The organism is Bacillus sp. MYb56 (assembly GCF_002976445.1).
Classification (GTDB): domain Bacteria; phylum Bacillota; class Bacilli; order Bacillales; family Bacillaceae_G; genus Bacillus_A; species Bacillus_A mycoides.
Genome location: NZ_PCOH01000001.1, coordinates 460302 through 473753, shown reverse-complemented (window position 1 = coordinate 473753; position 13452 = coordinate 460302). Strand labels below are relative to the sequence as shown.

Genomic DNA, 13452 nt, shown 5'->3' with positions numbered 1-13452 from the left:
ATAAAAAATGCACCTCCAATTGTTAGACCGTGTCTAACAATTGGGGTGCACTTCATTAAAAGCCACGACTTTTTTATTTGCTTAAGAACTGGTACTGGAAAATTTATTGGTAGCGGTAATAATATACATATACCGATAAGTTCACTTTACTGCTTCTTTAAAAACAAAATGCTCTTTAAATTTTCTAGATTCAACTTTTTGACCGTTTCTCATGGAGCGGAAAGGATGTTCTTGCCACGTAATGATCACATCAACCTTATCCAGTTTTTCCGCCCGCTAGACGACTTTCTTTTAGGGAAAAGAGTTCATATTTTGTTTTCGTATTTGGTTCATTGCGGAAGACTTCAACTTGTACATTATACACTTCACTTTTCCCAAGATTTTTTACAGAGAAATGATATGTTTGAAATACACCTTTTTTTGGTTGTAACAATTTTTCACTCGTTCTTTTTACTTCATCAATATTTACTTGCCATTGATCAGAATTTTGAGAGATTGGTAAAGATTTTGGTGAATAGGCATATGCTTCATTAACTACAACTAAGCATAATAATAGGAGAAAGAAACTAATTGTTTTTTTCATATGTACACCTCCGATAAAACTTTAATAATAATATGCGTGGGAAATGCGCAAAATATGTAATGAAATGGAAAGAAATTCAATTGAAAGAATTTGAGAAGGATAAAACATTTCTAAGCTGTCAAATGATAATTGTATAGAGTTCAATGTTCATATTACATACCTTTAGAAGGGGTCTGTTTAGTGAGAAATCGCAATATTTTTCTAAAAAGGCTTGCGTTTTATAAAATAAAAAGATAGAATACTCTGTAAATATAAAAAGTGATGATTAGGAAAAGTACATGATGCAAGGGTCTACAGAGAGCAATCGATTGCTGGGAAGATTGCGATACCGCATGATGGAAAGACACCTGTGAGTGTTGCTTTGAACGTGATAATTAGTAAAAGCAAACGGTACCTACCGTTATCAGGGCTAAGATGGTCATTATGACAATTTGGGTGGTACCGCGGAAAAATCCGTCCCTATTTATAGGGGCGGATTTTTGTATTCTTTGAAAGGAGGTGAGTGACCGTGGATGACGACGATGACAACAATAATGTAAATAAAAATAAAACTATTGGAGGGAAATGTAATGGATCAAATAATGAAGCGTTCACTCACACGAGAATGTACGGAACATGGCGGGAAGGTTGTATTACTACAAGGATGGGTAAAAAAGATTCGTCATCTAGGGAATGTTAGTTTTTTATTATTAAGGGACCGAACGGGAGTTATTCAATGTGTATTAGAAAACGAGTTAGCCGGATACAAAGTTGATGTTGAAAGTGTGGTCCAAATAATTGGAGAAATAGTAGAGACATCGAAAACAGAATTAGGTGTTGAAATACTTGCACATGAAGTGAAAGTATTAAATGGAGCAGAATCACTTCCATTTGAAATAAATAAAAAAAAGTTACAAGTTGGCCTAGATCAATTATTGAATGAGCGAGTATTGTCGTTAAGACATGAGCGAATCGCGGCGATATTTAAAGTGAAATCTACACTCGTTCAAAGTTTTAGTGAGTTTCTAATAGAGAACGATTTCACACGTATATTTACTCCGAAAATTGTCTCGCAAGGCGCAGAAGGAGGAGCGAATGTTTTTAAGCTTCCATATTTCCAAAAAGAAGCGTATTTAGCTCAATCACCACAGTTTTATAAACAAATGATGGTAGCGGGAGGACTCGAACGTGTTTTTGAAATTGCTCCTGTGTACCGGGCTGAACATCATAACTCGTCACGACATTTAAATGAATATATATCGTTAGACGTAGAACTTGGATTTATTCATGATTTTCATGAAGTGATGCAATTAGAAACGGATGTTTTACGATATATGTTTCAACAAGTAGCAAAAAACTGTGAAAAAGAATTACAGCTACTACAAATAGAAGTACCTGTCATTATAGAAATTCCTAAAATCACATTGGCAGAAGCGCAAGAAATTTTGAAAATGAAGTATCGGAAAGAATCTCCTGAAGGGGATTTAGATACAGAAGGTGAAAAGTTATTAGGGAAATATGTGAAGGAAACATATAATAGTGAATTTGTATTCATTACACATTATCCGAAAGAAGCGCGACCGATGTATACGATACCGAATAAAGAAAATCCAACTATTACTGATTCATTCGATTTATTATATAAAGGATTAGAAATTACATCAGGTGCACAGCGAATTCATAACTATGACATGTTACTTGCTTCTTTTAAAGAAAAAGGATTACATCCAGAGAAATTTCAATCTTATTTAAATACATTCCGATACGGTTGTCCACCACATGGTGGTTTTGGGATAGGATTAGAGAGAGTTGTATATAAACTTTTAGAATTAACAAACGTACGAGAGGCGAGTGCTTTTCCGAGAGATTGTACACGTCTTATACCATAAAAAAGCATCTTCGCGATTATCGCGAAGATGCTTTTTTACTGTTCTTTCATTTTTACATTGAAAGTTTATAAAAATCCTTTTCGACAAAAAAATAATATATCCCTTGACAGTTATAAATATAACCGATATACTTCATATTAATTTCAAAAGAAAATATATTCTAAATATTAAAATGTGTTGAATAGGAGTAGTAAGGTCATGTATTTGTACAGAGAGCTATGGGTTGGTGCGACATAGTCAAATGACATCCTGAACTCGCCTAGGAGCAGTAAGGTGGAACGGAATCACATTCTTAGTAAATCTTAACGGTTAACCTTCGATATTAGGTTTGTAATCAAACGATTACTACTAAGGTGGATTCATAATGGAATCAATAAGGGTGGTACCGCGTTAAGTAAATGGCTTAGCGTCTCTTTATATAGAGACGTTGGGCCATTTTTTTATTTTATAGAAAAAGAAATGGAGGTTTTATTCAGATTGATCAATAATATTTATTTATTAATATAAAATGATTTTAACGGGAGGAAAATAGGATGAAACAGACGGAGCAATGGACTTCGAAATTAGGTTTTATAATGGCAGCAGCAGGATCAGCAATTGGACTTGGCGCAATATGGAAATTCCCTTATATCGCTGGGAAGAGCGGAGGAGGAGCATTCTTTTTAATCTTTATATTATTTACTGTATTAATTGGACTACCGCTACTTATAGCTGAATTTATGATTGGACGCAGTACACAGAAACAAGCAGTTGGAGCATTTAAAAGTATCGCACCAAATACAGGATGGCACTGGATAGGACGTCTTGGCGTTGGAACTTGTTTTATACTACTTTCATTTTATAGCGTTGTAGGTGGATGGGTTTTAATATATTTTTTCAGGGGAGTAACAGGACAGCTTATTACTCCGGAACAAAATTACGGTTCGTTATTTACTGAAACAATTGGAAATCCGCTTTGGGCTATTACTGGACATTTCGCTTTTATGTTCATTACGATATGGGTTGTATCAAAAGGTGTACAAAACGGAATTGAAAAAGCAAGTAAATATATGCTACCAGCATTGTTCGTTTTATTTGTCGCCCTTATTATTCGTTCATTAACATTGGATAATGCAATGCAAGGTGTAAAGTTTTTCTTACAACCAGATTTCTCAAAGATTACTTCAGAAAGTATTTTGTTCGCAATGGGCCAATCATTCTTTGCGATTAGTATAGGGATTTCGATTATGGTTACGTATAGCTCGTATTTAAATAAAAAAGAAAGTTTACCAAAATCAGCAATAACAATTGTTGGATTGAATTTATTCGTCTCTTTATTTGCAGGTCTTGCCATTTTTCCAGCAGTATTTTCGTTAGGCATGGAGCCGACAGAAGGGCCAGGCTTACTATTTATCGTATTACCATCTGTATTTAGTCAAATTCCATTAGGAGGATTGTTCTTAACGGTATTTCTTGCGCTATTTACATTTGCGACATTAACATCGGCATTTTCTCTACTAGAGACGGTTGTTTCAGCATTAGCAAATGGTGAACAAGAAAGAAGAACTAGACTATCATGGATCATTGGTTTCTGCATTTTCTTAGTAGGTATACCATCTGCGTTATCATTTGGAGTATGGAGTGATATTACGATTTTTGGAAAGAATATTTTTGATGCAGTAGATTTCTTATCTAGTAATATATTAATGCCACTTGGAGCGCTATTTATTAGTATTTTCGTTTCATTCAAAATGGAAAAGAAAGTACTAGAAGCAGAATTTTTTGTAGGTGGAAATTACGGAAAGATAGTATTTACTATCTGGGCATTTTTACTTCGATTTGTAGCACCACTTGCGATAGTTATCGTATTTTTAAATGTAATAGGGATTATTTAATATTAAATGTTATAATATTCGGTAAAAAAGAAGGTGATGATCATAAAAACGAATTTGATTGAAGTTGGGAAATATATGAACATGAGAGGGAAAAAGCTATACGTTGAAACACATGGAAGTCCTAAAAATAAACCAGTATTATTTTTACACGGTAGTCCAGGTGAAAGCTGTTATGATTTTTCATTTCATCAAGCGGAACGATTAAAAGATTCCTTATATGTAATTATGATAGATCAAAGAGGAGTTTGTCGATCAGAAGGAATTACTGAGGAAGAATCTTTTGGATTAAATGATTTAGTTGAAGACTGTGAGGAAATAAGAAAACTACTACAAATTGAGAAATGGTCTGTAATCGGGCACTCTTTCGGTGGATATGTAGCATTGTTATATGCAAGGGCATATCCAAATTCAATAGAGAAAATAATATTTGAAGGTCCGATTTTCGATTTTGCATTAACAAGTAGGGCTCTATTACAAAAGACAGGAACGTTATTAAAAAAGTATGGAAAAGAAGCGGCAGCAGAAGACTGCTTTGCTTATTCATCTAATAATGCTAGTTCAGAAGAGTTGTTAGAAGCTTATATAAGATTAAGTGCTGAATTAGAAGAAAAAAGAATGGAGATTTACAATTATAAAAAAGATGAGACAGACGATAGTTTATATAGTGATGAAGAGTGGGAAGTATTTTCAAATCGCTCCAAAATTCATTTTGATAGATTAAAATTAGAGGGAGCATGTCATACGTCATTATTATCTAAAATAAAAGATATACAAAATCCAATGTTATTAATTGTAGGAAAATACGATGTAGTAACGTGTGAAAAACAAATTGAAATATTTAATAATGATGCTTCAAATGGGAAGCATATCATATTCGAAGAGAGTGGCCATACACCACATTATGAGGAAGCTGATCGATTTGCTGAAACAGTCATTCATTTTTTGAACTAAAAAAGAAAGAGCGCTTCGTATAATGCGAAGCGCTCTATTTTAAATTTCTGGATAAGTGATTGTAATATTAGGCCATTTACTTTGCCATTTCTTTTGATTAACTCTTTTGTTGTACATATGTATTCGTTCTTTCGTTTCAAGAAAATGAGGTGTAGGTTTCACTTGTAATGAAAGTACATCTTCTATTCCGCATGGGGATGTTAATATGACTTTGTTTTGTTCGTCCAAAGAAACACCAAGAGCGGCTGCTGTTTCAGGAAATTTAGAAATAGCATCAACAGAAGAAGAGTATGGCGGCATTCCATTCACTACATGCATGCGAGTTTGATTTTTTACTGACCAAGGGATAGAGGCATCCATAATCATTAGTTTCTGTTCTAATGATTGTTCGTACACTTCATCTTTATGTAATGGATCATAATAAATGACATCGACATCTGGCGTAGCCGTTCTTACTTCGTAGTTATGTAAGGTATCCCAAATTTTAGAACGGACAAACCCAGCGCAAATCCACCAATCAGGTAGCTCTAGTGATTTTGCCATTTGTAATACATTCATCATCCACGGATCATTTTGGATCAATTGAATAATATCTTGTTCGGTTTTAATAGTCATTTGATAGTACACCTACTTTTTTTAGAGAGTGAATTAATTCATAAGCTTAATAATCCATGTAATCCAGTAAGCACCTGGTATGAATAATAGTTGCGCTAATAATGTACCGAGAAGTCTAGAAATCATGAGCCAACCATACATCTTACTCATTGCTTCAGCACCTTCTTCTGATTGAAGAGCCCGTTCTGTTAAAAGTGCGATACGTGGATCTAGTAAAACTGTTAATAAAATAGTAGCAAAACCATTAACAAGACCAGAAGCTGTAGTAGCCTTTGTTGCATAAGTCGGATTTAAAAAAGAAGCATATAGTGCGGAAAGAACACCAGCTGTATAAATGGCAGTGGCAAACATATTAATAAGCATAATTCGCTTCGGAATTCCGCCAATACGCATTCGATGAATCATCTCAAACTTTGGAAAGCGTACATATTTTTTTGTGTACTTTAATTTTTGAATGTTATTCGTCTTCATCATTCGAATGAATGAACCATCTGTTTCAAAGTTTTGAATGACGTATCCAAATAGCTTTGTCAAAGTTGGATAGAGTATAATCGCGAGCAATGTACCGACAGAAGCAGATAATAGAACGAGCCGTATAATATGCTCTAAATCAATAGAAGAATCTAGCTTTGCTTCATCGACAATACCACCAATTAAAAAAGCTTGTAGTAAGTTAGATGTTCTTGAAATAAGTAGTACCATTCCTACGATGGATAAGGCAACGACAATCTTTTTTAAACGGACACCAGCTAATCGAATACTATAAGAGCTAGTTTCAACTGCGTGGATAACAATTGTGAAAGCCATTATAAAAATTAACGTAATTGACATGTGATTCACCAGTTTCTATTAAATTAAGTATAACTTTTTTACTTTATCATATCTTTTGTGATTTTGTAACTGAAAGTATAAGGGTTAGAAAAAGTAATTTTCTGAAAAGTTAGATGGTGATAGTATAGTAAAGGGGTAAGTAGGAGAATGGCCTTAATGGGGTACATATAAAATCAGTGGGGGAATTAAATATGTATACAACATTTCTATTTGATTTAGATGGAACATTAACTGATCCGAAAGAAGGGATAATCAATGCTGTTCTATACGTGTTAGAAAAAATGGGGATTGAAGAAGTGAATATAATTGAGTTAGATTCATTTATCGGTCCACCAATACAACAATCTTTTGCAGATAGATATAATATGAATGAAATAGAAGTAGAACGAGCGGTGTTTTACTTTCGGGAATATTTAAAGCAAAGTGGTTTATTAGAGAATAAAGTATACGATGGAATTACAGCCCTATTGCAAGAATTAAAGGATGCTGGCAATCGTTTGTTTGTAGCAACTTCAAAGCCTACTGTATTTGCGAAACAAGTAATAGAGCACTTTCAGTTAACATCTTTTTTTGAAGAGATTGTTGGGAGTAATTTAGATGGGACAAGAATAAAAAAGGAAGAAATAATTGCTCATATTTTACAAACAAATGAAGAACTTCAAAAAGAAGAAATGGTGATGATTGGTGATAGAAAGCATGACGTAATCGGTGCGAACAGTAACGGAATTGCTTCAATAGGTGTATTGTATGGATATGGTAGTGAGATTGAATTGGGTGATGCTGGGGCGATTCATATAGTGAAAGATGTCGAAGAGTTACAAAGCTTTTGTATAGAGAATAGTACGATAAAACTATAGAAATAGAACCTAGAAATCCCTTTATAACATATGACGATGAAATCGTTTTGTTTAAAGGGATTTTACATATGTAATCGAATACTATAATTAGACAATTTTAGCATGAAAAATTTGTAATAAAGTAAAACTTTAATTAGTGGAAGTTCTGTCCATCCAGCACTGATTAACAGCCCTGATCAATCGGGCTGTTACGAGCAGTTGATATCCCGCCTAGCTTCTGCACATTTGCTGAATTTTAAGGTGGGAGTCTTACTGCCCGCAAATAGCGGGATAAAAAGAGGAGGAATGTCATGAAATAAAAGGGTTCGAAATACGAGTAAAAGTTCGTTGTTAAAAGATTGAATTTTCAGTTTAAAAGGAGGGTTATAATTGGAGCTAGTTATTATTTTATTAGCACTTAGTTTACTCATGTTTGTAGCATATAAAGGATTTTCTGTAATATTATTCGCACCGATTTTTGCATTATTTGCGGTATTTTTGACAGAGCCTAGTTTTGTATTACCTTTCTTTTCAAATATTTTTATGGAGAAAATGGTAGGATTTATTAAATTATATTTCCCTGTGTTTTTACTTGGAGCAATATTTGGGAAAGTAGTAGAAATGTCAGGAATCGCTGATTCCATCGCAAAGACGATTGTAGAGTTAGTTGGAGAAAAACGTACCATTTTAGCGATTGTTTTAATGGGAGCTATTTTAACGTATAGCGGTGTTAGTGTGTATGTAGTGGTGTTCGCTATATTTCCGTTTGCGGCTAAGTTGTTTCGACAAGCGGATATTCCAAAACGTTTAATCCCTGGCACAATCGTTCTTGGAGCAGCGACATTTACAATGGATGCGCTTCCTGGATCACCACAAATTCAAAATGTAATACCTACAACTTTTTTTAAAACTGATATTTATGCAGCACCGATACTTGGTATTTTAGGCGCAATTTTTGTTTTAACGTTAGGTTTACTTTATTTAGAGAGTAAGCGTAAGAAGGCAAAAGCAGCAGGAGAAGGGTATTTTGGTTCTAACGATGGGAATTCTGAAATGGCAGCATCTTTGCAGTTAGAACAAAAAGATATGCCGATATTAAGCAGTATTGAAATTACAAGAGTACAGCAAGTAATTGCGTTTGTACCACTTATTTTAGTAGGTGTAATGAATAAAGTTTTCACAATCATGATACCAAAGTGGTATCCAGATGGTTTTGATTTCTCAGCTATTGGTATGAAAGCATTTGGAAAAGTTGAATTAAGTGCGGTAGTTGGGATTTGGTCTGTAGAATTGGCACTTATTATAGGGATTTTATCAACGCTTTTATTATATTGGAAACGAGTAGTAACTGGATTTCAAGCTGGATTGAATACAAGTATTGGTGGAGCGCTACTTGCAACAATGAATACAGGCGCGGAGTTTGGATTTGGTGGTGTTATTGCAGCACTTCCAGGCTTTGCAATTATGAGAGATAGCATCTCTGCAACTTTCACGAATCCATTAGTAAATGGGGCAGTAACGACGAATATTTTAGCTGGAATTACAGGTTCAGCATCAGGCGGAATGGGAATTGTGTTAAGTGCGATGGGGGATAAATTTATTGCAGCGGCCAATCAATATGATATTCCATTAGAAGTTATGCACCGCATTGTATCAATGGCATCAGGCGGAATGGATACATTACCACATAATGGTGCAATTATTACTATTCTAACGGTAACAGGATTAACACATAAACAGTCGTATAAAGATATATTCGCTATTACAATTTTGAAAACGATTGCTGTATTTGCAGTCATCGCATTCTATACTTTAACAGGGATCTATTAATACTAGTTAATATACGAAAAGAAAATATTTATTAGATTGATATTTTACATAATAAAATATTTATTGTAACTACTCAGTCACTCTATGAAAAATCGGCAGAAAAGTTTTTTAAGTTGGTCGAGAGAGGACCTGGCTATTTATAGGAGCGGTCAGGGCCTTTCCTGCCACGCAAAAAGTTTTAAAACAAAGTATAGTTAATAAGGGGGCTTATTTTAACTGGAATAATAGACTTTATCAAACTTCTGAATGAAATGCATGGCTGAGTAGTTGCAAATATTTATTATAGATAGAAGGGGTGGAGTACTTGCAAGAAGTTGCTGAGTTTCGTATGCCGAAGTCTGTATTATATGGAAGAAATTCGTTTAAAAAACTAGGGGATCAATCAAGAAAGTTAGGGAAAAGGGCTTTTATTGTAAGTGATACAATTATGGAGAGTTTGGGTTATGTTGAAAGATGTGTGGATCACTTAAATGCGAAAGGGATTACTGTTATTACGTACAATGAAGTAAACACTGAGCCTACAAATTTACACGTATTGGAAGCGTTATCTATTTGTAAAGAAGGAAAATGCGATTTTATCATAGGTATTGGAGGAGGAAGCTGTATTGATGCTGCGAAAGCAGTAGCAGTGTTATATACAAATGGTGGAGAAATTGAAGATTACGTCCAAAAGGATATAGAAATAGAATACAATCCACTACCGCTAATCGCAATCCCGACGACTTCTGGTACTGGATCGGAAGTAACAAGTGTAGCAGTAATTACAAATAAAAAAACAGATGTGAAAATGATGATAAAACATCCAAGCTTTATCCCTCATGTTGCTATAATAGACCCGATTTTTACAAGTTCGGTACCACCTCATATTACTGCAGCAACGGGAGTAGACGCATTATGCCATGCAATTGAAGCTTATATTTCTAAAGCTTCACAACCTCTTACAGATGTTCTTGCTCTTTCAGCTATTGAAAGCATTATGAAATATTTACGTATCGCATATGAAGATGGAGATAATATGGAAGCAAGGGAAGCAATGATGATTGCTTCATTACAAGCTGGGATTGCTTTTTCAAATGCATCTGTTACATTAGTGCATGGTATGTCCCGTCCAGTGGGAGCAATATTCCATGTACCACATGGAATATCGAATGCAATACTATTACCTACAGTTTTAGAGTTTACAAAAATGAGTGCAATAAAAAGGTTAGCAGAAGTAGGACGTAGCTTAAACAAAGATTTGTATTCTCATTCTGATGAAGAAGTAGCGAACTACACGATTGCTGAAATTAAGAAACTTTGTTTTGATCTTCGTATTCCTAATTTAAGAGAATACGGAATTGACGAAGTTGAATTTGAAAATGCTATTTTTAAAATGGCGAAAGATGCAATTGCAAGTGGTAGCCCAGGAAATAATCCACGAGTTCCTTCTTATGATGAAATCAAACAGTTGTATCGAGAGTGTTTTAATTATCAATATGAAGATTCTATAAAAACATCAGGGCTTTAATTTCAGAATATTATAATAAAATTTCCTTGGAAATAGTTAAAACAAGACTTTATATTATAAATTTAAAGTCTTGTTTTATTGTGTATAATATACATAATAAAATATTGTTATTAGTTTTATAAAAATAGTTTAGGTAGGTGTTTTACTATGAAAACGATAGGTCTTATAGGTGGTATGAGTTGGGAATCAACTTCTGAATACTATCGAATTTTAAATGAAGAAATAAAAAGTAGATTAGGTGGATTACATTCAGTAAAATGTCTGATTAATAGTGTGAATTTTGAAGAGATTGAACGATTCCAGTCTAGCGGAGATTGGGAGGGAGCAGGAGAAGTATTAGGGAATACGGCGTATTCATTGCAGAAAGGAGGAGCAGACTTTATAATCATTTGCACAAATACAATGCATAAAATAGTTGAGAAAATAAAGGAGAATATTAACATTCCAGTATTACATATTGCGGATGCAACTGCAAAAGAAATAAATAGAAAAGGTATTCAATCGGTTGGTCTGCTTGGAACAAAATATACGATGGAGCAAGATTTCTATAAATCACGTATAGAAGAGAATGATATAAAAGTAATAGTACCATTAGGAAAAGATAGAGAAAAAATAAATGAAGTAATATACAAAGAATTATGTTTAGGAAAGATAACATCTCAATCTAGAGAGTATTATAAAAGAGTTATAGAAGAGTTAGTGCAAAAAGGGGCGCAAGGAATAATATTAGGGTGTACAGAAATAGGGTTATTAATAAAGCAGGAAGACATATCAGTTCCGATATTTGATACAACGCATATACATGCGATTGAAGCAGTCAATTTCGCTTTAGATAATAGATTATAATTATATTATGTAAACTTAACTCGTTTGTCTGGAAAACATTCAGAAAATATTTTATAATGTAAGTGGTTACATTTAAGGGGGAATGCGGATGTTTTCAGTTCAGCCAATCGCATTTGTACATAATGAAAGAAAGGAAATAAAAGATGATGAGTGGGGAGAAGTAAGATCCTATATTACTTTAACTGATATGTATACAGAGGAAAGTATACAAGGGATTGAAGATTTTTCTCATGTTGAAGTTGTCTTTTATTTTCATAAAGTAACTGATGAACAAATTCAATATTTTGCTAGACATCCTAGAAATAATAATGATTATCCTAAAGTAGGCATTTTTGCACAGCGCGGGAAAAATCGTCCGAATCGCATAGGAGCTACAATTGTAAAGGTGATCAAAAGAGAAGGTAAATCAATTATTGTTGAGGGGTTAGATGCTATTGATGGCACCCCTATATTGGATATAAAGCCGATAATGAAAGAGTTTATGCCGAAAGAAGAAATTCTACAGCCTAAATGGGTAACGGATATTATGAAACAATATTGGAAGGGGAATAAAACAAAATGAGAATATATGAGGCAACAATTGCAGATTTAGATGGACTAGCATCTGTTTTTAATAACTATCGCGTATTTTATCGACAAGATTCCGATATTGAAGGAGCAAAAGTATTTTTACGAAATCGAATCGAGAGAAAAGAATCCATTATTTTCGTGGCAGTTGAAGATGGAGAATATATCGGATTCACGCAACTATATCCATCATTTTCTTCTATTTCGATGAAAGAGTTATGGATTTTAAATGATCTGTTTGTACAAAAGGCGAAGCGCGGAGCCGGAACAGGTAAAAAATTGTTAGAAGCTGCTAAAGAATTCGCCTTAGAAAATGGCGCAAAAGGTGTGAAATTACAAACAGAGATTGATAATTTATCAGCTCAGCGATTATACGCTGAAAATGGATACTTGAGAGATAATCGTTATTTCCATTATGAATTAACTTTTTGAAATATATATAGTTAAATGAGACGTTTTCAATGTGAAGACGTCTCATTTGATTTTTTTATTGATGATTTAAAATCCAATTTGTAGCATCTTCAAAGTTTTCTGCGATGTAGTTTGGTTCAATATGTGCCCATTTATCTCGGAATGTATGTAAAGCATCATATCCAGCGCCAGTTTGAACCAATATAGTCGTTGCATTTACTTTTGCCCCAGCAACAATATCCGTCCAGCGATCACCGATTACAGCGCATTTTGTTAAATCAAGCCTATGTTTTTCCGCTGCTTGCAGGAGCATACCTGCGCTCGGTTTGCGGCATTCACATCCATCACCATGTTTATGAGGACATAGATAAATATCATCAAAACCAAACTCTTTTAATTCTTTCGTAAAATCATTCGCAGTTGCTTTTCCATCCGCGATACCTGGCTGATTCGTAAAAGAGAATAGTTTAATATTTTGAGCTTTTAACTTTTGTAAAGATTCCTTTGTAAAAGGAAATAACGTGAAAGAACCTGGATAATGTATTGTAGTATCACCGCCAATTGTTCCGTCACGATCAATGAATATTGCTTCAATGTTTGTCATAGTTATAGTCCTTTCAATTTAAATTAAAATCCACAAACATTAAGTATTCTCTTGAAATATGCTTTTTCCTGCTACAGAAATAAATATATCAGAAGTGATATAATACTATATTAAGAGGGATATGTTATC

General features: G+C 34.0%; 12 protein-coding genes, 1 pseudogene and 2 other annotated features. Of the genes and pseudogenes, 9 read left to right on the top strand and 4 right to left on the bottom strand.

Annotated elements, in window-relative coordinates:
* Positions 1-141 precede the first annotated feature (141 nt).
* Positions 142-583 (bottom strand): annotated as a pseudogene (locus CQ058_RS02355) (hypothetical protein).
* A gap of 252 nt (positions 584-835) precedes the next feature.
* Positions 836-1047: a binding site (T-box leader), on the top strand.
* 105 nt (positions 1048-1152) lie between these two features.
* On the opposite strand from CQ058_RS02355, the gene aspS reads away from it, so the two are divergent.
* The 3 genes from aspS to CQ058_RS02335 all read left to right on the top strand — a co-directional run bounded on the left by aspS (position 1153) and on the right by CQ058_RS02335 (position 5276).
* Entirely contained in the window at positions 1153-2451 is a 1299-nt protein-coding gene (aspS, locus tag CQ058_RS02345; protein WP_002189469.1) for an aspartate--tRNA(Asn) ligase, read from the top strand.
* Positions 2452-2619: 168 nt separating this feature from the next.
* Positions 2620-2868 (top strand) — a binding site (T-box leader).
* Positions 2869-2984: 116 nt separating this feature from the next.
* A complete protein-coding gene (locus tag CQ058_RS02340) occupies positions 2985-4325 on the top strand; it encodes a sodium-dependent transporter (protein WP_002189470.1) in 1341 nt (446 codons plus the stop codon).
* A 75-nt stretch (positions 4326-4400) separates the two neighbouring features.
* Positions 4401-5276 carry an alpha/beta fold hydrolase gene (locus CQ058_RS02335; RefSeq protein WP_258169443.1) on the top strand — a complete coding sequence of 292 codons (876 nt, stop codon included), beginning with the start codon at positions 4401-4403 and terminating at the stop codon, positions 5274-5276.
* A gap of 39 nt (positions 5277-5315) precedes the next feature.
* On the opposite strand, the gene CQ058_RS02330 is transcribed toward CQ058_RS02335, so the two are convergent.
* Positions 5316-5891, bottom strand: coding sequence for a nucleotidyltransferase family protein (locus CQ058_RS02330; RefSeq protein ID WP_105589430.1), 576 nt, complete (start codon positions 5889-5891; stop codon positions 5316-5318).
* A 33-nt stretch (positions 5892-5924) separates the two neighbouring features.
* On the bottom strand, positions 5925-6722 hold the full coding sequence (locus CQ058_RS02325) for a lipid II flippase family protein (protein ID WP_002189473.1): 798 nt from the start codon (positions 6720-6722) through the stop codon (positions 5925-5927).
* A 191-nt stretch (positions 6723-6913) separates the two neighbouring features.
* Between CQ058_RS02325 and CQ058_RS02320 the strand changes: the two genes are divergently transcribed.
* The 6 genes from CQ058_RS02320 (at position 6914) to CQ058_RS02290 (ending at position 12740) form a co-directional block, all read left to right on the top strand.
* Positions 6914-7579: an HAD family hydrolase gene (locus tag CQ058_RS02320; RefSeq protein WP_002189474.1), complete on the top strand. Its 666-nt coding sequence runs from the start codon at positions 6914-6916 to the stop codon at positions 7577-7579.
* A 369-nt stretch (positions 7580-7948) separates the two neighbouring features.
* Positions 7949-9388 (top strand): GntP family permease, encoded by a 1440-nt coding sequence (locus CQ058_RS02310; protein ID WP_105589428.1) that lies wholly within the window; start codon positions 7949-7951, stop codon positions 9386-9388.
* Positions 9389-9692: 304 nt separating this feature from the next.
* The gene (locus tag CQ058_RS02305; RefSeq protein WP_105589426.1) at positions 9693-10895 is read left to right on the top strand and encodes an iron-containing alcohol dehydrogenase; all 1203 of its coding nucleotides are present in this window, start codon (positions 9693-9695) and stop codon (positions 10893-10895) included.
* 147 nt (positions 10896-11042) lie between these two features.
* Entirely contained in the window at positions 11043-11741 is a 699-nt protein-coding gene (locus CQ058_RS02300; protein WP_105589425.1) for an aspartate/glutamate racemase family protein, read from the top strand.
* Positions 11742-11829: 88 nt separating this feature from the next.
* A complete protein-coding gene (locus CQ058_RS02295; protein ID WP_002189477.1) occupies positions 11830-12303 on the top strand; it encodes an SAM-dependent methyltransferase in 474 nt (157 codons plus the stop codon).
* Positions 12300-12740, top strand: coding sequence for a GNAT family N-acetyltransferase (locus tag CQ058_RS02290; RefSeq protein ID WP_002085894.1), 441 nt, complete (start codon positions 12300-12302; stop codon positions 12738-12740). The genes CQ058_RS02295 and CQ058_RS02290 overlap by 4 nt, the downstream gene beginning before the upstream one ends.
* Before the next feature lie 55 nt (positions 12741-12795).
* Here the strand turns inward: CQ058_RS02290 and CQ058_RS02285 are convergent, their stop codons facing one another.
* Positions 12796-13323, bottom strand: coding sequence for an HAD-IIIA family hydrolase (locus tag CQ058_RS02285; RefSeq protein WP_078176659.1), 528 nt, complete (start codon positions 13321-13323; stop codon positions 12796-12798).
* Positions 13324-13452 lie beyond the last annotated feature (129 nt).

Coding starts and splice junctions, on each gene's coding strand:
- CQ058_RS02300 (WP_105589425.1), top strand. CDS start 11,043: ATGAAAACGATAGGTCTTATAGGTGGTATGAGTTGGGAATCAACTTCT.
- CQ058_RS02340 (WP_002189470.1), top strand. CDS start 2,985: ATGAAACAGACGGAGCAATGGACTTCGAAATTAGGTTTTATAATGGCA.
- aspS (WP_002189469.1), top strand. CDS start 1,153: ATGGATCAAATAATGAAGCGTTCACTCACACGAGAATGTACGGAACAT.
- CQ058_RS02320 (WP_002189474.1), top strand. CDS start 6,914: ATGTATACAACATTTCTATTTGATTTAGATGGAACATTAACTGATCCG.
- CQ058_RS02295 (WP_002189477.1), top strand. CDS start 11,830: ATGTTTTCAGTTCAGCCAATCGCATTTGTACATAATGAAAGAAAGGAA.
- CQ058_RS02325 (WP_002189473.1), bottom strand. CDS start 6,722: ATGTCAATTACGTTAATTTTTATAATGGCTTTCACAATTGTTATCCAC.
- CQ058_RS02290 (WP_002085894.1), top strand. CDS start 12,300: ATGAGAATATATGAGGCAACAATTGCAGATTTAGATGGACTAGCATCT.
- CQ058_RS02285 (WP_078176659.1), bottom strand. CDS start 13,323: ATGACAAACATTGAAGCAATATTCATTGATCGTGACGGAACAATTGGC.
- CQ058_RS02330 (WP_105589430.1), bottom strand. CDS start 5,891: ATGACTATTAAAACCGAACAAGATATTATTCAATTGATCCAAAATGAT.
- CQ058_RS02335 (WP_258169443.1), top strand. CDS start 4,401: ATGAACATGAGAGGGAAAAAGCTATACGTTGAAACACATGGAAGTCCT.